The organism is Acetobacter cerevisiae (genome assembly GCF_001580535.1).
GTDB classification, from domain to species: Bacteria; Pseudomonadota; Alphaproteobacteria; order Acetobacterales; family Acetobacteraceae; genus Acetobacter; species Acetobacter cerevisiae.
In genome coordinates, this window is record NZ_LHZA01000148.1 from 1 (window position 1) to 18,974 (window position 18,974).

The 18,974-nt window shown below is 58.1% G+C and carries 13 protein-coding genes; 6 read left to right on the forward strand and 7 right to left on the reverse strand.

Annotated elements, in window-relative coordinates:
• Positions 1–143 precede the first annotated feature (143 nt).
• Both AD928_RS08860 and AD928_RS08865 read right to left on the reverse strand, forming a co-directional pair.
• Complete coding sequence (locus AD928_RS08860; protein ID WP_062249886.1) at positions 144–2,543, reverse strand: glycoside hydrolase family 127 protein; 2,400 nt, start codon at positions 2,541–2,543, stop codon at positions 144–146.
• 71 nt (positions 2,544–2,614) lie between these two features.
• Entirely contained in the window at positions 2,615–5,443 is a 2,829-nt protein-coding gene (locus AD928_RS08865) for a DUF5695 domain-containing protein (RefSeq protein ID WP_233420020.1), read from the reverse strand.
• A 271-nt stretch (positions 5,444–5,714) separates the two neighbouring features.
• Between AD928_RS08865 and AD928_RS08870 the strand changes: the two genes are divergently transcribed.
• Positions 5,715–7,226 (forward strand): peptide MFS transporter, encoded by a 1,512-nt coding sequence (locus AD928_RS08870; RefSeq protein WP_062249888.1) that lies wholly within the window; start codon positions 5,715–5,717, stop codon positions 7,224–7,226.
• Here the strand turns inward: AD928_RS08870 and AD928_RS08875 are convergent.
• Positions 7,172–8,152 (reverse strand): AraC family transcriptional regulator, encoded by a 981-nt coding sequence (locus AD928_RS08875; protein ID WP_062249890.1) that lies wholly within the window; start codon positions 8,150–8,152, stop codon positions 7,172–7,174. The genes AD928_RS08870 and AD928_RS08875 overlap by 55 nt on opposite strands.
• 120 nt (positions 8,153–8,272) lie before the next feature.
• On the opposite strand from AD928_RS08875, the gene AD928_RS08880 reads away from it, so the two are divergent.
• Positions 8,273–9,445 carry an alpha/beta hydrolase family protein gene (locus AD928_RS08880; RefSeq protein ID WP_062249892.1) on the forward strand — a complete coding sequence of 391 codons (1,173 nt, stop codon included), beginning with the start codon at positions 8,273–8,275 and terminating at the stop codon, positions 9,443–9,445.
• 78 nt (positions 9,446–9,523) lie between these two features.
• Here the strand turns inward: AD928_RS08880 and AD928_RS08885 are convergent, their stop codons facing one another.
• Positions 9,524–10,288, reverse strand: a complete 765-nt coding sequence (locus tag AD928_RS08885) for a meso-2,3-butanediol dehydrogenase (protein ID WP_062249893.1) — start codon at positions 10,286–10,288, stop codon at positions 9,524–9,526.
• A 189-nt stretch (positions 10,289–10,477) separates the two neighbouring features.
• Between AD928_RS08885 and AD928_RS08890 the strand changes: the two genes are divergently transcribed.
• The 4 genes from AD928_RS08890 to AD928_RS08905 all read left to right on the forward strand — a co-directional run bounded on the left by AD928_RS08890 (position 10,478) and on the right by AD928_RS08905 (position 15,639).
• Entirely contained in the window at positions 10,478–11,206 is a 729-nt protein-coding gene (locus tag AD928_RS08890; RefSeq protein WP_062249895.1) for an IclR family transcriptional regulator, read from the forward strand.
• Between the two features lie 90 nt (positions 11,207–11,296).
• Positions 11,297–11,695 carry a GlcG/HbpS family heme-binding protein gene (locus tag AD928_RS08895; protein ID WP_062249897.1) on the forward strand — a complete coding sequence of 133 codons (399 nt, stop codon included), beginning with the start codon at positions 11,297–11,299 and terminating at the stop codon, positions 11,693–11,695.
• Between the two features lie 27 nt (positions 11,696–11,722).
• Positions 11,723–12,958 (forward strand): MFS transporter, encoded by a 1,236-nt coding sequence (locus AD928_RS08900; RefSeq protein ID WP_062249898.1) that lies wholly within the window; start codon positions 11,723–11,725, stop codon positions 12,956–12,958.
• Between the two features lie 266 nt (positions 12,959–13,224).
• The gene (locus tag AD928_RS08905) at positions 13,225–15,639 is read left to right on the forward strand and encodes a TonB-dependent receptor (RefSeq protein WP_062249900.1); all 2,415 of its coding nucleotides are present in this window, start codon (positions 13,225–13,227) and stop codon (positions 15,637–15,639) included.
• Between the two features lie 31 nt (positions 15,640–15,670).
• Here AD928_RS08905 and AD928_RS08910 read toward each other — a convergent pair whose 3' ends face one another.
• From AD928_RS08910 to AD928_RS08920, 3 genes are read right to left on the reverse strand one after another with little or no spacing between them, the layout of a single operon-like run.
• Complete coding sequence (locus AD928_RS08910; RefSeq protein ID WP_062249902.1) at positions 15,671–16,861, reverse strand: acetate/propionate family kinase; 1,191 nt, start codon at positions 16,859–16,861, stop codon at positions 15,671–15,673.
• A 44-nt stretch (positions 16,862–16,905) separates the two neighbouring features.
• The gene (locus AD928_RS08915) at positions 16,906–17,949 is read right to left on the reverse strand and encodes a bifunctional enoyl-CoA hydratase/phosphate acetyltransferase (RefSeq protein WP_082779830.1); all 1,044 of its coding nucleotides are present in this window, start codon (positions 17,947–17,949) and stop codon (positions 16,906–16,908) included.
• Between the two features lie 6 nt (positions 17,950–17,955).
• Positions 17,956–18,960 (reverse strand): dihydroorotate dehydrogenase-like protein, encoded by a 1,005-nt coding sequence (locus tag AD928_RS08920; protein WP_062249904.1) that lies wholly within the window; start codon positions 18,958–18,960, stop codon positions 17,956–17,958.
• Positions 18,961–18,974 lie beyond the last annotated feature (14 nt).

An 18,974-nucleotide genomic window follows, 5' to 3' on the forward strand; every position in this document is an offset into this window, starting at 1 on the left:
CCCTTCTGTGAGATTTCCGCGTCTGGGGGGTGATCATACTATGTAAACTTCACTTCTATCGCTCAGATCTTGTTTATATAGCTAGGCCATTCCCCCGCCCGAAACAACCGATAGGCACAAGATGGCAGAAAATCACGGCGCGACTACTGAGAGCTTTTCTGCCCCGCAGCCAGCAGACGCACCCCAAAAAACGGACCATTGGAGCGCGACCCACCGGGCAGGATCCGCACGGTCAGCGTCTCTTTCCCCTGTGTCCAGCCTTCGGGAATAGCGGCCTCCACGTCCACAAACCGCGCAGGCATATCCGCAGGCCAGCTCAGGCCGGAAAGAGGCTTGCCGTTGACCAGAATGCGCGTCCCCCGTGTGCGGGGAACATCCTTGCTCCACAAGGTCGTTTGCAAAACAAGCGGCCCCGGTTTGGCCTTCAGGGTAAATTCCATAAACCCGCCGGACCGCAGATCCCGCCCGTTCCGACCACGATACACCAGCGGCCAGGAGCCATCCGCCCGCAGGCCGTGGTCATGCTCCTGCTGCATCTCCCCAAGATGGATGACATCAATCGTGCGAGCAGCAATATCTTTCTGGCGGCGCTGTTCCTCACGATACACACCTTCTTCCTGATGCCATTCGCTTTCTGAAAAACACCGCAGATACAGCGCACTCCGGCGTTTGTATTGGGCATAAAACGGCTTGAACTCAAGCTGTGCCGGCCTGCCTGCCTGCGTAGTGCGATAAACAGCCTCCTGCCCCGCAACGGGAGCCAGATCCCGCACCACATCGGAGGTCACAAGGGCCGGGTCCATGGCATCATAAGGGGCTTCGGCGCTCGCAAGGTCAGCCGCCAGCACCATCGGGCCGTGCAGGATGGAGACAAGATGAGGAGCCTCGACCGGAGCTTCTGTGCGCAGTGCCAGAGGGAGCGTCAGGGCGACCGTATCCCCGGCATGCCAGCTTCGATTGAGCACCAGATAACCGCCAGAAGGGGTCGCGGAGACGCTCTGGCCATTCACGGTGAGGCTCAGATCCCCTTTGACCCAGCCCGGCACCCGGAGCGCCAGTGCGAACGTCTCAGGCGCTTTTACGTCCTCAACCTTCAGAGTGACCTGCCCGTCATACGGATAACGGGTCTCCATCCGCCAGGACACATTTTTACGCGCCCACTGCATGCGGGAGGGAATGTAGAGATTCACAAAAAGTGTCTCGGCCCCCTGCCACCAGATGGACTCTCCATGTTTGGCATGACTCTCCATCCCCGTGCCGACACAGCACCAGAAGCTGTCCGTCGGGGTAGACCATTCCCGCACGCCGGCGGTGATAGTTGGTGTCATGTAGGTGAACATGCCGGTTTGGGGGTCATGCGCAGCCAGAACATGGTTCAGATGGGCACGCTCATAATAGTCAAAAAGCGCGCTGTCCGGCTGCCATGTATAGAGCTGCCGTGTCAGTTTGAGCATGTTGTAGGTATTACAATGCTCGCAGGTCTGCTCTGTAATATGCTGAGAAATGGTATCCGGTTCCGAGAAATATTCCCGGTCCGCATTCCCGCCAATCACATAGCTGTGGTGCTGCGTGACCGCCTGCCAGAAAAAGCGCGGACCAACCTGCCAGTATGCATCCCGGCTCACCTCTGCAATCCGCCCCAGCCCAATCAGTTTAGGGATTTGCGTATTGGCGTGCCGGTTGGCCAGATCATCATGCCGGGCCATCAAGGGGTCCAGCACAGGTCGGTCATACGTACGCTTTGCCAGACGCAGCCACTTTGCATCGCCCGTGCGGGCCGCCAGCTCCGCAAAGCTCTCGTTCAGGCCGCCATATTCACAGGTCAGAACTTTTTGCAGCTGTGCGTCTGTCAGCTTGCTGTAAAAGGCTTCAAAAAAAACGCCCAGTCTGACTGCAACAATCAGCGCGTTGGGGTCCTGACAATAGGTTTGCGCATCAAACAAACCCGCAAAGGTTTTGTGGATATTATAGAGGGGAGACCAGGCACCGTTCAGGTCAAACCCACCTGACCGGATATCGCCTTTTTCCATTTCGGCGAAAATTCTTTTCCCATCGGTAACCGTGCCGTTTTTTTCCTTACGGGTGAAGCCTGCCACATACCCATCGCCCCACTTATCCTGAACAGTCGCGAGTTCCTGCACAATATAGGCCACTCTGCTGCGGCATTCGGCATCTCCTGTTTGCGCATACATCAGGGCAAGAGCGGAGAGGTAATGACCCAGCGTATGCCCCGCAATCGTGTCATTCTCCCACCCGCCATACACCTCCCCTTTGGGGGACAGGCCAGCCTGCGTGCGGAAGTTGTGAAGCAGGCGGTCTGCGCTCAGACTGAGCAGATAAGCCCGATTACTTTCAACCGCATCCAGCCAGTGAGACGGCAACAAGCGAACATCCTGAAGCGGCACGGGCGTCACACCCTCCCCTGCCGCAACACCTCCCGGCCCGCGTGCTGCAAGCGCCTGCCGTGCCCCCGGCAAAACGGACGCAGCGCCACCCAGAGCAACACTTGCCAGCAGGAAGCGCCTGTTTAGTCTGATCTCCATCGTCTTTTCCCTTACGCCGTTTTAAAAACGCTTCCTGTTTTCTGAATAATAGTCTTCAAGCCCGATACCGATCAGGGGGCTATCACCCGCAGATGCAAAGGCGTTGTGGTGGCCTGCAAAGACACTTCCCACGCATCCCGCACCTTTGGGGCCGCTGGGCTTATTACGTCATAGCTATGCGCTGGTGCACCAGCAGGATACTCGGCATGCAGTCGCGCAACTGGAGTCCATTTGTCTGCCGGAGCCAGCGTGACATCTATGTCCTGAGAGGCCGGGTTATAGTGGACACTCTCAAACTTCCCGCTTTCCAGCGTAAGGAACACGCCTGCATCCGCCACAAAAATCCGGCTTCTGGCACTATCTTTTGGCGTAATGGTTACGCTGCCATCGCCCTCTTCATGCAGCAGACCGCCAAAAGCCTGCCAGCCAAAGTCAGGATGTTTGACAACATCCACCTGCGTGGCCAGCGCATGACCATAAAAACCCATCCCATAGTCCCCGGAATACGCATCAAACCGCATAACATCGGGTGCAGAATGGAAGGCAGCAGACCCAAAACCTTGCTGGTCAATATTGGTTAAAGCGCCCATCAGCCCTCCATATGCCACGCGCAGCATATAAAAATCTGTGGGCTGGGCCTGAAACGCCGAGAAAAGCGGAACCGCATTTAACGCAGAGCCATAATGGTGGATTTGCCGTTCTATTCTGGCAATTTTACCGGCATAGAGAAAATCCCAGTAGCGCCGGGCATTCCCGTTATAGCCCCAGCTTGGCAACGCAGGGTCATACGCCAGAATGGCATCCCGCGTTTCTTCCGCCTGTGCCGTATCGCCAAAATAGCGGAGCCAGGCATAGACTTCAGGCTGACCGGTAGAATCCCACGCCATTTCACTGCCATACGGGTAACGCTGGCCTTTCCAGACGGCCTCACGCTTTTTCATCAGGCTTTCGATCGTCTGAGCTTCTGCTGTCAGGTTTTCCCGTTTCAGATCCTTCAGGATTTCAACAAATACATCGCCTTCCATCAGGCCATACTGCGTGTAATAGGGAGCCTGTCGCATCATGGCGGTCATGGTGACGGCGGCATGATGCAGATACCAGTCCGCATCATGCTGCTGCACTACGCCCTTATGGTTCCGCGCCAGCCGATACAAAACCCAATGCACAATAGCGACATGCGGATAGTTGTACGCCCGGCCGATATCCGCCGCTTTCTGGCGAGACCATGAGGCCCATGTCTTCCAGTTTTGTGCCGCATTATAATAAGCCGGGAACTGGGCCGGATCATAATAAAACAGGCTTTTCCGCACGCCCCCTTCCGTTGGGCCGGAAGCGACCTGAAGCTGCCCGACGACAGTTTCATTCGCAAACTGCTCCAGTTTTGCGACTTCCTGCGGGTCTGGATTATCCAGCTCCTTCATGGCCGCCGCCACATAGCTGCCCGCGCCGCCCTCGTCGCTCAGGCCAGCAATCCAGACACGCGGATCCTGCGTGATGATGTGTCCGGCCTCGCGATCATACGTCATGATCGACGGGCTACGATGAAACGGATCGGACGGGTTCTGATACCACTGCTCAGAAAACAGAAAACGGCCCATATCCGCCACAGCCGTCTGAGCTGGCTTTGTGACGAAATAGCTCAACGTCTGCACGCTGCCATCCGCATACGTGACGGAAAGCCGCGCTCGTCCCCATGTTTTTCCGTCCACACGGTACCGCTGCCAGACACCGCGCGCCCCCTCCGGGCTAACACTGAGCGCCCCTTTTGGCTCTACGGAAAACGACCGCACAGCCTGCGCTGACTGGAGATACAGCGTTGCCGGCAAATCCTCCGGCACCACATAGCCCGGCAGGCTGACAGCAACCGGGCGCGCATGGGCAGCGAGTGTCTGCTCAATGCCGCGCACGTTCGGCGCAAACGCAAACCGCAAGCCAAAAATGCGCGTTTCACCGGGCTTTAAAGTAAATTGCGTCGGCGCATTCCATTGGCTGCCCGCTTTTTGCCATTCCTGCCCCACAAAAGCAGCGCTGGCAGGCATCCAGTCATAAAACCCTTCAAACGTCTGGCTCCGGGGCGTGGCCTCTGCCAGCACATCGGCCTTACCCGCGCCACCGGCAGACGGCTCTACCAAAGGACGATAAACCTCCAGCGGCGTGCGCCCTTCCGGCATACCCAGCAGCACCGGGCCAGCCCCACTCATGCGGGTGATCTGAATATAGCCGCCATCCCGCGCAATGGCCGGGTCTACAAACACCTCGCGCTTATGGGCGTCATCCAGTGTTTCATCGGTAAAATCGTTCCCAAAAACCAGCGGGAATCCCATACCACCGACCTGCACGGACTGCCTGCCGGGATTGGCTACGGAAAACTCTAAAACCAGATCCTGCCCCGCAAGCTTCCATACACGGCGCACACGCAAGGGAAACCCAGCCCCCAGAGAAGGCGTGATCTCATCGTGCCGCAGCACATCTCCTCCAGCTGGCAGTTCCTGCACAGGCCGCTTTGCATGCCATGAGGAAAAGTCTTTCCAGCGAGAAGCGCCTTCGGTTTTCAGCCGGAAATCAATATCCCCAAGATGCGCAAAACCATTCTCCTGCCGTCGTCCTTCCAGACGCCAGGGCAGATAGTCAGCCTCTTTATCCGAACTGGCAGCGAGAGACCGCAACGTGCCATCCACGCCCTGAAACCGCAGGATAAACGACCCTGCGGCACAAAGCTTTATACCTCCATCCGCAGTGCAGCGCCCCATAGACGGCACCTCCGGCCCGGACACACCGTCCTGCGCAAAAGCCTCCGGCGGCAACAAAACCGCGCCTAACGCTGTCAGTGCCGAAACGCAGGAAAACCGCGCAGCACTCTTCACCGTGCCGTCAGTTTTCCCAAAAAAACGCCGTCTCACAGTGCTGAAGCCTCTCATGACAGGGAAGATCTACGCATATATCGTATACTATTTTATATTTGAAGGATAGATTTTATGCGGCCACCGTGAAAAGAGGCAAAAAGCCTGTTTCCGAAAATTTCAGTCATTTTTCCAGACTAATTTCTTGTCCGAACCGATCTGGTCTGTATAATCGTATACGAAATAATAAATAGCACACCAGCCCCATTCTTCCACATGCCTCCTCCATCCTCGGCCACAAACAGGCATGTGATTGTGAAGGACCATTTCTGTGCAGCCTGACACACCGCCCCTTGCCGACCGGCGCTCCGCTTTTTTCACCCTGCTGGTTACAGAAGCCGCAGAACGCGCCGGGTTTTACGGCATGGAGGCCATTCTGCTGCTGTTCATGGTGCAGCAGCTTGGCATGGCCGATATGGGGGCGGACCTGCTGGTGGGGGCCTTTGCCGCCATGATTTACGCCACGCCTCTTCTGGGTGGCTGGCTGGGGGACCGGGTTTATGGCGCACGCCGCACCGTTGTGCTGGGTGCCATCCTGCTGAGCGCAGGTTACGGACTTCTTGCGCTCTCCACGGTGTATCGCACGCTTTTTGAGCCTGCTCTGGCACTGGCCGCAACAGGCAACGGGCTCTTCAAACCTAATGCAGCTCAGCTGATCCGCTGCCTTTATGAAGAGCATCCGCAGGAGCGGGATTCCGCTTTCACGCTTTACTATATGGCCGCCAATGTGGGGTCTGCCCTCTCCATGCTCTGCATTCCGTTGGTGCGGGATTATGCCGGCTCCTTCACGGCTTTTGGTCTTTGCGTGGCAGGACCAGCCTGCGCGCTGGGTGTCCTGCTCGCACGTACCCATGCCCTGCGGTACACCGGTTCGGCGCCAGACGAAGCCCCGCTCCTGCCGCGCCCGGCTATTGGGGGGGCCACCGCCATTTTCCTCTGCACACTTGCCGTCATGGGCGTGTTATCCAGCGCGTCCTTCGCCCGGCTGGCCGTGTTTGGGTGCCTCGCACTAGTGGCTATTCTGTGGGGCGCGCTGTACCGCAAAGCCGCCGCACGGGAACGGCTTAATCTGGTCACCATGGGGATCATGCTGCTGCAAAGTATTGCGTTCTATTGCTTCTACCAGCAGATGCAGACCTCTCTTACCCTGTTTGCCCTGACCAATGTAGACGGCACGTTCCGTATTCTGGGGCACCCCCTATTTGCCCTCTCAGCAGCCCAGTTTCAGGCGCTGGACCCGATTTTCATCATTCTTCTCAGCCCTCTTCTGGCCAAGCTCTACCATGCCCTCGCCAGCCGGAACCGGGACCTTTCCCTGCCCACAAAATTCGCCGTGGGCTTTGGCTTTGTAGCCCTGGCGTTTTTCATCTGGTGGAGCGGCACGCGCCTTGCTGGCTCCGGCCTGACCAGCACATGGCCTATGCTGGGGGGCTATTTTGCCCTTGCAACGGCTGAACTGCTGATTGGTGGTCTGGGGCTCGCGGTTATTGCCCGTTATGCCCCCGCCCGCCTGAACGGCCTGATGGTGGGAGCCTATTACCTCACTGTGGGTGCTGGCATGTATCTGGGTAGTGAAATTGCAAGTTTTGCCACCCCTGCCGCCAATGCTGCCCCCCTGCAAAACCACCATTATGAAACGCTGTTTGGCACTCTGGGCCTATGCGGCCTCGGGCTGGTGAGCATCGCCCTGCTGCTGGCCCGTATGCTCAGCCATATGGAAAACCGCCATCAGGACGCGGCCCAGCGCTTTAGTGTGCGGGCCAACACGGATTGCTCGGCATAACCCAGCCGATAGGAAATCTGCCCTTTGGTATGTTGCCCGGCCTGTAATAGTCGCGCTGCTTCTGTCCGACGCACACCATCCACAAGACTACGGAAACTCTCTCCCTCTGCCGCCAGACGTCGCTGCAAAGTCCGCACGGAAACCCCCAGAGCCGAGGCAATATGCGGCATGGTCATGGACGGTGTGCCGAGGCGCTCCCGCACCACGCGCGCAACCTGCACGGCCATGCTGGAGAACACAGGCACTTCTGCTTCCATGCGCCGGGCCAGTTCTTCCAGATAATCGCGGCCAGGACGAGGGCTCAGCTCACGCTGACGCTCCATTTCCGTGCGATCAAACAGAATACGAAAATGCTTCTGCCCGAACCGCACCGGGCACCCCAGCACAGCTTCCGCCGCCTGCCACAGGCCGGGGCACGGCATGGTACAGGCGAACTCCACACAAAGGGGCGTAACCTCTACCCCCAGCGCTTCTTTGGGAAGACGCGCCAGATTGGTTAACGCCCACAGCTGACCTGCTGCAAGAATAGCCTTGGGCACTCTCGGGTCAGGCCGCGCCAGCGTGTAGCGGATTTCCACAGTACGCGGATGTTTGATGACCTGAATGGCAATATCCGGATGCAGCAGCAGGCTATACCGCCCCAGCATGCCATATCCATCCAGCAGGCTCTCACACTGGCAGACCAACGCCCCCATCAGACCAAAATCCTGCGGCCGTGCGCGCAAAGCCAGCGCAATACCCAGACCATGATCCGCATTGTTCCGGGCCAGCAAAGCGCCCCAGACCGTAACCATGGTCTGCCAGATGGAGAATTTGTGCTGGTGCCGGGACACCTCAACCTGCTCCAGCATCCGGTCCTGCTCTGTGCTTGTCAGACATCCGGCCTGCACAGCAGCTCCCAGAACGGCATCAAGCGGTGTCACCATAGATCAGGCCGTCCTTTCAGTCTGGCGTAAAATGTCAAAAAACTGGCGTATTTTGTCAAGCCAGCCCCTCCAAGCCCCCTACCTTTCCTGACACACGCCACACAGGAAAAGTGTTTTACGATGGATCAGCCTGCACAGCTTCTCACCGATACGGGTACGTCCCATTTCTTCAAAAATCAGACCTTCCATTTCCAGACCCTCCGCGCCCTGAATGACATTGCCGCCGGGGGTGCTGACCTGAATGAAGTGCTGATGGCCATCAGTCAGGTTACCGATGGAGACAGCAATGGCTGGTATGAGGCCTATTCCGCCCTTGCCACGCGCACGGAAGACCGCATTCCCTCCTGCGCGGACCCGCTAAGCTGCGGCCAGTCCTGGCTGCGGGCGCATAATTACTGGCGCACGGCAGAATTCCTGCTGGCCCCGCAGGACCCGCGCCGCACTCTCGCATGGGACCGGCAGATTGCCGCCTTTGATAAAGGGCTGGAACGCGCCCGCATTGCGCACCAGCGCTTTACCGTGCCGTATGAAAGCGGGAAGCTCCGCTGCATTTTCTACCCCGGCCCGGAAGGCTGGCAGAAAAAGCCGCTGATCGTGCTGTGTGGCGGTTATGATTCCACACTGGAAGAACTGTATTTCGTCATCGCTAAAGCGGCGTATGATCGCGGTTATGCAGTGCTGACATACGAAGGCCCCGGTCAGGGCGGCGTGCTGCGCCAGTATGGTTTGAAATTCACACCGGAATGGGAAAAACCCACCGGGGCCGTTCTGGATTATTTTGAAACAACTTACTTCAAACCAGAAAAAACCGTGCTGATCGGCATGAGCCTCGGTGGCTATTTTGCCCCGCGTGTTGCGGCCTTCGATAAGCGTATTAGCGGCGTTGTGGCGTATGATGTCTTCTTTGATGCCGGCAGCATTGCACAACGCTACGCCACCCATGCAGGAAACCCTGAAGCTCTGAACAACCCGGACATCAAATGGGCCATCGACAACGCCCTTTGGACGCTGGGCGTCTCCTCCATGGAAGAGGCCGTTAAAACCCTTTCCACCTACTCTCTGGCTGGTGTCGCGGGGAACATCACGGCAGATGTGCTGACTCTGGTGGGTGAGCGTGATCACTTCATCCCGACCACGCAGGCGGAAGATTTCAGCAAAGCCTGCATCCGGGCCAAATCGGTTGAAACCGTTGTCTATGATGTCCCGTCAGGCGGGGCGGAACATTGCCAGCTTGGAGCGCAAACCCTTTGGCACGCAGATGTTTTCAGCTGGATGGTTCGCAAATTTTCCTAAAACGAAGGGCGGAGGGAGCAGAGTGCCCCTCCCCTTTTTCCTGTCATTGCGCCTCAAGCTCCAGCCCCACCCTGCGGTTTATTCCATCGGCGGCTGGCCGTTAGAGGCAGACGTTCCCCCATCCACCGGAATAGTCGCCCCCGTGACATACCCAGCCGCGTCGCTCGCCAGAAAGACAATCACACTGGCAATATCTTCCGGCTCACCAAGGCGACCAAGGGCAGTACGCTCTATGAACTTCTTCGCTTTTGCCTCATCTTCCACCAGCCCCTTGCCCATTGCTGTACGGCTGAGGCCCGGATTGACGGAATTGACGCGAATACCGTGCTTACCAAGGTCCAGCGCCAGAGAGCGTGTGAGGTTCACAACCCCGCCCTTGGCTGCGTTATATGCCGGGAAATTCCAGTCCCCACCCATGCCGGAAATAGAGGCGACATTGATAATGTTGCCTTTGGTCTTTTTCAGATGCGGGATAGCAGCGCGTGCACAATAAAAGGTGCCGCTCAGATCAATATTGATCACGCTCGCCCATGTCTCATCACTGATGTCTTCCGGTTGCCCGGGGCGCGCAATCCCTGCGTTGTTCACCAGCACATCAATCTGACCGAAATGCTCTGCGGCGTCTTGTATGGCCCGGTTGACGGCGGCTGAGTCTGCAATATCGCACGCAACAGCCAAAGTCCGCTCTTTAGAAAACTGCCCAGCAACCTTGTTCAAATTGTCTTCGTCCGCGTCCAGCAGAACCACATTAGCCCCTTCAGCATGAAAGCTCCGCGCAGTCGCTTCCCCAAAGCCGGAAGCAGCCCCTGTCACAATGACGGTCTTGCCTGAAAAACGCTGCATGAAGATCTCCTTATGTCTGCCGTGCAGTCTCTCTGCACTCAGGCACTCAAACCGCCTGCTCCGGAGGTCGTTCTTTCAGGACAGGGACATTGCCCGCAAAATCTGCAAAAGTTCACCCATGATGAACTTACTCCAGTTCCCAAAGACGGGTTCGTCACGATAAATCCTGATCATCAGGAGACCTGTCCCATGGGCAAAACCCCGAAACTTATTCAGTCAATTGAACGTTCCGCCGCCATTCTGGAAATCATCGCTCAGGAGGGTGGGAGCGCACGCCTGCAACAAATTGCCGGCATCTCCGGTATTGGAAAAACGACCGTCCACAATATTCTCCAGACACTCGACCATCTGGGCTATGTGCAGCGTCGCACCGGGGATATGCGCTATCATCTGGGTGGGCGCATCCTCAATCTGGCCCGGATTACGGGGGATGATAATGCTCTCCGTGCCCGCCTGCGCCCTGCCCTCAATGCCATTGCAGAAGAGAGTGGTGCGACCGTCTGGCTGGCCGTTCCCAGCGGGGATGAGGCCGCCTATCTGGATATCGTCAACCTGCCAGACCCGGACCTGATGCGCAGCATTCCAAGCCGGGAAAAGCTGGAAGGCTCCGCCGTGGGGCTGGTTTTTCTGGCCTTTGTGCCCGGCCTTGGCAAACGGGTGCTGACAACCCGCGCCAATGCTCTGAACAGTGACATCCTCGCCCAGATTGAAACCGTGCGCATCAAGGGCTTTGCGCTGGATCTGCAAGGCTACCATGCGGGCATAAACGGCGTTGCCATTCCCTGGCGGGACAATGGTGAAGTGCGCGCCAGTGTCTGCCTGACCGGCCCTGCCAGCAAGCTCCCGCCACACCGGCTCAGCCGTCTGGCCTGGATGATGATGAAGCATGTCGAACGCACGGATATCCAGAGCTGCTGAACAAATAGTCTTTCCCTTGCGTCCCTCATTCCCTTATTGAGCAGCGCAGCTACTCTGCGCCTTTTTCTCAGGAAAGCGATTTTCTCTGCCATGAAGTCTTCTACCGCGACCGCCATGATCACTGCTGCTCTGGCCGAAGCAGACCGCATGAATGTTTCTGTCTGCATTTCCATTGTGGATGCCGCAGCCTGGCCCGTCGCCTTTATGCGTATGGAAGGCACCATTCTGGGCGCCATTGATATCGCCAACAAAAAAGCTCGCACCGCTGTGCTGTTCCAGATGGACAGCGCCGACTTTGCAGAAATTGCCCACCCCAACGCCCATGCCTACACGCTGGAAAATACCAATGGTGGCCTCATCAGCTTTGGCGGCGGCCTTGTGCTGAAAGATGCCGAAGGCAGGGTTGTGGGAGCCATTGGCGTGTCCGGCGCCAGCACTGCGGATGATATTGCCATTGCCACCGTCGCCTCTCGCGTTCTGACCGCCTGAGCCGACTTTTTTAAGCCGAGACCCTGCATGACATCAGAAACCGTGCCGCCTGAGAGCGGTCTTACCGTGGTTCCGCCACCTCATGGCAGAACCGCCGCCCTCCTCACTCTCACCTTCGGCACGTTTGTTGTCGGCACCGGGGAGTTTGCCATCATGGGCATGCTCCCGGAATTTGCACAGTCGCTCAATCTGTCTCTGGCCGATGCCGGTTATGCCATTACCGCTTACGCGCTCGGGGTGGTCATTGGCGCACCGCTGATCACCATTCTGGGGGCACGGCTGTCCCGGCGTGAGCTTCTGCTTGTTCTGCTGATCATGTTCTGCCTTGGCAATTTTCTAAGCATTGTCATGCCCACACCGGGGCTGGTTGAGGTCGCTCGTTTTCTGACAGGCCTGCCGCATGGCGCGCTCTTCGGAATTTCCGCCCTTGTGGCGGCTTCCATGGTGGAACGCACCCGCCGCGGCTGGGCGGTCGGGCGCGTGCTGTCCGGCATCGCCATTTCCACCCTGATCGGCGCGCCGTTTTCCACCTTTGCGGCAGACCATTTTGGCTGGCGCATTGCCTATCTGATTATCGGCCTGTTTGGCGTTCTGACCTTTCTGGGCGTCCTGCGCTATATTCCGGCCGATAAACCCAACCGCAAGAACTCCCCGCTTAAGGAAATCACGGCGCTGGGCAACATGCAGGTTCTGCTCACCCTGCTGACTGCTGCTGTGGGATTTGGCGGGATGTTTGGGGTCTACACCTACCTCACCAGTGTTCTGCAAAACGTGACCCACGTGCCGGAATGGCAGACCATGATCTATATGGTGATCTGGGGTGCCGGCATGCTCGTCGGCGCAAACGCCGGAGCCTGGCTGGTGGACCGCAACATCAATCTGGCCGCCATCATCGCCCTTGCGGGCAGCGCGGTCATCATGTTCGCATTTTCCACTGTGCTGCACAGCAATCTCGCCCTGATGCTGATTGTCTTCCTGATCCCCACCTTTGTGAACGGACTTGGCCCGGCACTTCAGACACGGCTGATGGATTTTGCGGGCGATGCTCAGACGCTTGCTGCCTCCCTCAACCATTCAGCCTTCAACATTGCCAACGCATTGGGGGCCTCTCTGGGCAGTGTGCTGCTGGCGCACCAGTTCGGGTATGGCTCGCTTGGCATTGGCGGAGCACTGCTCTCCATCGGTGGCCTGCTGGTGTATCTGTTTGCCCTTCTTCTGCTCAAAAAAAGCGGCCAGCCGGAAGAACGCAGCTCCCTTACCTGAAGCCACGTCCTAATCCCCTGAAAAAAAACCCCTTCCCCGGTTTTGCGCCGCGGAAGGGGTTTTTGCTTTTCCGGTGTTCTCACAAAGCCTTAGGAGGCCTCATCCTCCTAAACCGCGTTCTTTATGCAACAGATATGAGCAAAAACTGCCTAAAAATGTCACAAAAACATCACACCCCTCTGTGAAGCCTTTGCATATCTGGAGGTTCAACGGCTAAGAGACCGCTTCTCTTTGACCCGCATCACCCTCCGGAGTGCTGACCGCAAGTGCGCACCAAACATCTGCTTTTGTCCTCTATTGCACTGTTTGCCATAGAACGCCCCGCTCTGGCTGCTGAAACCACCCCGCAGCACAAGCATGCAGCCCGCCATGCGCAGCCGGTTTCCGCGCACAAGGCCGCAGCAGCACAGTCCGCTCCGAAGGCCGCAACCAAAGCGTCCGCCAGCCACCACAGCAAACCGGCAGATCTGGAATCGCACGGCACGGAAAGTGTGTCCGTCACAGGCCGTCAGCTGACCGGGCGTGATGCAGAACAGACCGTCACAAAGGCCGTCATGCGCCAGTTCGTGCCGGGCACCAGCCCATACAAGATGCTGGACCGGATGCCGGGTGTGAGCTTCTCCTCCACAGACCCGTTCGGCATCGACAGCTTCGGCGCCAACCTCTACGTGCGCGGGTTCTTCATGAACCAGCTTGGCGTGACGGTGGATGGCGTGCCCCTGAACGACCAGACCTATCAGTCCATCAGCGGCATGAGCCTCGCCTCCTCCATTATCCCGGATGATATCCAGTCCATGCGCATGTCGCAGGGGGCCGGATCGGTTGAGCTGCCCTCCACCAATACGCTGGGCGGCACCATTCAGATCGGCTCGTCCGATCCGTCCGAAAAGCGCGGCGGCAAGGTCAGCCAGTCTTTCGGCAGCTATAATTCCTACCGCACCTACGTGCGGCTGGATTCCGGCAAGCTGAATGACACCGGTACCCGCTTTTACACTTCCTACGCCCGCACGGATGAAGGCATGTGGATGGGTAAAGGAGACCAGTTCATGCAGCAGGTCGATGCCAAGCTGGTGCAGCCCATTGGCCACCGCAGCCGCATGTCAGCCTTCTTCAACTGGTCCACTCTGGCGCAGTGGAACTACCCGGATACGTCCATCGGCATCCTGAAAAACCTCGGCTGGCGCACGCCGCATCTCTACCCCAACTATGCGCAGGCGTACGGGATTGCCAATGGCACCCGCCCTGTGCCGCCGGGATACAATAATGTGCCGGGTATTGATGGCTCTGACATTGCCATGTACGACGGCGGTCAGTCTGAAACAAACTTTATGGGTGGCCTGCATTTTGACCTCGCCCTGACAGACCGCCTGACGTGGAACACCACCCTCTACGGCCACAGCCAGACAGGCTATTACAGCTACACGGATTCAGAAGATCCCTCCCCCAACGGCGCGCCGTTCTCGGAAGAAGTCTGGCAGAACCGGCAGGAACGCTACGGGATTGATACCAGCCTGCGCTATAAATGGGGCCGCCACACCATTGAAGGTGGCGTCTGGTACGAAAACAACAACCAGCAGGCGGGCCTGTTCAATTATCAGGAGCCTCTGCTTGGGCAGGGCGCGCCCCTTAAGGCGGTCGGACCGTATAACGTGTATGGCCGCGCCTTTATGCAGGGCTACAACTTCCAGTGGACCACCAATGTCATGCAGTTCCATTTGCAGGACAGTGTGCAACTGACACCGGGCCTTACGCTGCATGCCGGGTTTAAATCCATGGTGGCGACGACGGCTGGCGGTGCGAACTACAACAATGCCGACTGGACGGGTGCTGATACGCTGCCCAACGGTTCCCTGACGGCTTCTCAGGCCTTCCTGCCCCACATCAATCTGGACTGGCACCTCAACGACCACCACGAGTTCTACGTGGACGTCGCCGAGAACATGCGGGCTTATGAAGTCTCGGCCTTTGGCGTTGGGAACTCCCTTTACTCCGTGCAGGACCAGGCCACCTTTCAGGCGCAGAAAAGGGCGGCAGAGCCGTCCAAAGCCTGGGTTTATCTGGGAGGTTATCGCTATACCTCCCGCTACCTGCAGGCGAATGCGACCATCTATCACGCCAGCCTGATCCACCCGCTGCTGGCGGCGGCTGTTGGTTCTCTGACCAACCCGGTCTCTCAGGTGATCGACTTCGGCCACATTTCCATGACGGGTGCGAACGGGGCGATTACCCTTACACCCATCCGAGGTCTGAGCTTTACGAATACCCTGAGCTACAACAAGGGCACGTATGATAGGAACGTGGACACCGTCGGCGGGTATTACGCTCTTTCAGGCAAGAACATCGTCAACTATCCGGCGTGGATGTATAAAACGTCCCTGGCCTACACATGGAAAGGTGCGACCGCGCATTTTGACGCCAACTATTTTGGCCGCCGTTACTACAGCTTTATGAACGACACATCCGTGCCGGGCTACTGGGTGGCCAATGCGGGTCTTGAATACCGCTTTGGGGACATGAGCGTTCTGAAAAACGTCACGGCCAGCTTCAATGTCTATAACCTGTTTAACAACAAATACATTTCCATGATGGGCCAGAACGATAACCCCGCCGTGGGGGATTATCAGTCCATGGAACGTGGGGCTGTGCGCGAATTTTTCGGCACCGTCAGCACGTCTTTCTAAACGCTCTAAGGGGAGCAAGCCTCCCCGCCGCTTAGAGAAATTTAAGAACGCTCATATAGATCTCGCGCTCCTCGTCAGTCGGCTCCACGCGCACCCGCACCCGACTGCCCGGCGTGCTGATAATGGCATCATGACGCTGGTTGGCGGCCTCATCCAGCGTCACACCGGCCCAGCTGAACGCCTGACAGACCTCGTGCCGCAGTACTGCATCATGCTCGCCGATGCCCGCGGTAAAGACCAGTCCGTCCAGACCACCCATCACCGCCGTCAGCGAACCGATTTCCTGACGGATACGATACACAAACAGGCTTAGCGCTTCGGCAATCTGCACGCTTTGGGCAGAGCTTGCGTCCTTCGCCAGCATCTCACGCAGCACCCGCATATCGGGTGAAATACCGGATACACCCAGTAGACCGGACTCATGGTACAGCGTCTGCACCAGCGTCCGCCAGTCGGCCTTTTCTTCCTGCACCATGTAAAGCAGTACGCCCGGATCAATCGCGCCGCAGCGCGTGCCCATCATCAGGCCATCCAGCGCAGAAAAGCCCATTGTGGTTTCAAGGCTTTTACCATCCTTCAAGGCGCACAGGCTGGCCCCGCTCCCCAGATGGGCAATAATGGTCCGCCCCGTTGCAAGCTCAGGGTCAATCTGCGCAAGGCGCTGGGCAATATAGCTGTAGGAAATGCCGTGGAAGCCATAGCGCACCACGCCCCGTTCCTCATACCGGCGCGGCAACGGCAGAAGCCGCGCCACTTTGGGAATGGTGCTGTGGAAGGTCGTATCAAAACAGGCCACCTGCAAAAGGTCTGGCCGCCGTTGCGCAATGGCTTTAGCCGGGGCCAGCGTGGCCTGCTGATGCAGCGGGTCAAACGGGGTGAGCTGGTCCAGCTTGTTCAGAATTTCCGGCGTGATTTTCACTGGTTCCAGAAAATCGGCCCCGCCATGCACAATCCGATGCCCGGCAGCAACCACCCGGCCCTTCTGCGCAAACTGCTCAAGCCAGTGGAACAGATGGTCAAAAATCGCCAGCCCGGTTTCGGGCCAGTCTTCCTGCACCAGAACGGCGCCATCATGGTTTTTGGCATGGAAGCGCGCGCCTGTGGGGTTTTGCTCAATTTCCCCGTTGAGCAGAACTGTCGCTTGCTGACTGTCCGCCTTGTCGTAAACGGTAAATTTCAGACTGGAAGAGCCACTGTTAAAAACAATAATGACATCCTGCATTGATCCGTCCTTCTCTATGGCTCTTCTTCTGTCCTGAACCCGCCTCACGCCGCAGGAGCGCTTTCCGGATGCAGGTGCCGCGCATACAGTGCGCCCACAGCAATGGACGCCAGCCGCGCCTGCACACTATCCGCCCGGCTGGTCAGCAACACCGGCACACTGGCCCCCAGCACCACTCCGGCTGAATCCGCTCCGGCCAGAAAGATCATGTTCTTGGCCAGCATGTTGCCTGCTTCCAGATCGGGTGTCACAAGAATTTGCGCTCGCCCCGCTACGGGCGAGACAATGCCTTTGATTTTGGCGGCCTCTGCGCTCACGGCATTATCCATGGCCAGCGGGCCATCCAGAACACCGCCTTCAATCTGCCCACGCTCCGCCATTTTACACAGGGCCGCGGCATCCACCGTGCCCGGAATTTTGGGGTTCACGGTTTCCACAGCAGACAGCAGCGCCACCCGCGGCTCCCCAAGCCCAAGGCCCCGATGCAGATCAATCGCGTTCTGCACAATATCGCGCTTGATGGTAAGGTCGGGGAAGATATTGATAGCGGCATCCGTCACAAAAATAAGGTCATCATAAGCAGGCACTGCGAGCAGAAAGACATGGCTCACCCGCCGGGCCGTGCGCAACCCACTCTCTGGTGAGACGACGGCATGCATCAACACATCTGTGTGCAGGCTGCCTTTCATCAGGGCATGCACCTGCCCGGATTTGACCAGCGCTACAGCCTGCGCCGCAGCCTCCTGCGGGGTGGCGACATCCACAATGGTTGCGCCCCCCAGATCAATTCCGCAGCTCTGCGCCACGTCTGCAATCAGAGCGCGCAGGCCGATCAGAACGGGTTCCAGAATATTCTGCTGCGCCGCATCCATCGCGCCTTCCAGCGCATGCTGCTCACACGGCCAGACAATACCGATATTCACCTTGCCGGGGAGCTGTCTGGCCCGCTCAATCAGATTTTCAAAAGCCTGATGGCTTTTAGGGCCGGAGGCTGCGGGCATATCAGCACTATCCTGCACATACTGCTGCGCTGGGGTTACGGAAGCAGCAGAAGAGGACGCCATGGTCTGATTTTCCTGTTGAGACATACTACGTTACTGCCCGAAAGCCAGAGTGGAAGACAAAATACGCCGATACTGGTCCCGCAGGAACGTCTCGGCCGCCTGCGTGGAGCCATGGGCCGCCAGCTGCCCTTTAAAGGCCGCTACACTCTCCACAGAGCGCGCTTCCATCCACGCCTGCATCTCTGCCAGCATGGTGGAGAGGAAAACCGAGCCATGCCGCAGCAGGGCTGAGGTCACCATCGCCACATCCGCGCCGGCCAGCAGGCAGCGCACCACGTCCTCACCGGAATTGACGCCACCGGAGACCGCAAAGCTGGCCTGAAGCCTGCGGGACAGCAGGCCGGTCCAGATCAGCGGCAGCCGTAGTTCGTAGGACGTGCTGAGTTGCGCATCGGCTTCCGGTGCTACGGGATGCAGATCCAGCCCCGGCTCATAAAACCGGTTGAACAGCACCAGCCCGGCAGCCCCGGCTTCCACCAGCCGTTTCGCCATATTGCCTGGCGCACTGAAAAACGGCGGTAACTTGATGCTGACAGGAATACTGACTTCGGCCTTTACAGCCTTGAGGATGGCAATAAACCGCTCTTCCACCTCAGTTCCTGTCTCTTCCGGGTCAGCCGCGATATGCCAGAAGTTCAGCTCAATGGCTGCAGCGCCTGCCTGCTCCAGCTTGCGGGCAAAATGCACCCAGCCTGCCTGCGTGCAGCCATTCAGGCTGGCAATAACCGGCACCCCGGCCCGTTCCGCCGCACGCCGCAGGACGGACAGCCGTCCATCCAACACAGTGGCCTGCGGCACAGCGGGAAAATACCCGCCATTAACGTCCGGATGACTATCCTCGCCCATCTCAAACAAGGCGGCGTCATGCACCTCCTGCGCGGCAATCTCCTCCTCAAAAATGGAGGCCATGACAATGGCCGCCGCCCCTGCATCCGCTACACGCAGAATGTGATCCAGATCAGCTGTCAGAGGTGATGCGGACGCCACAATGGGGTGCCGCAGGGAAAGGCCCAGATACTGTGTTTCAAGGTTCATGCTCTTTAACTCCC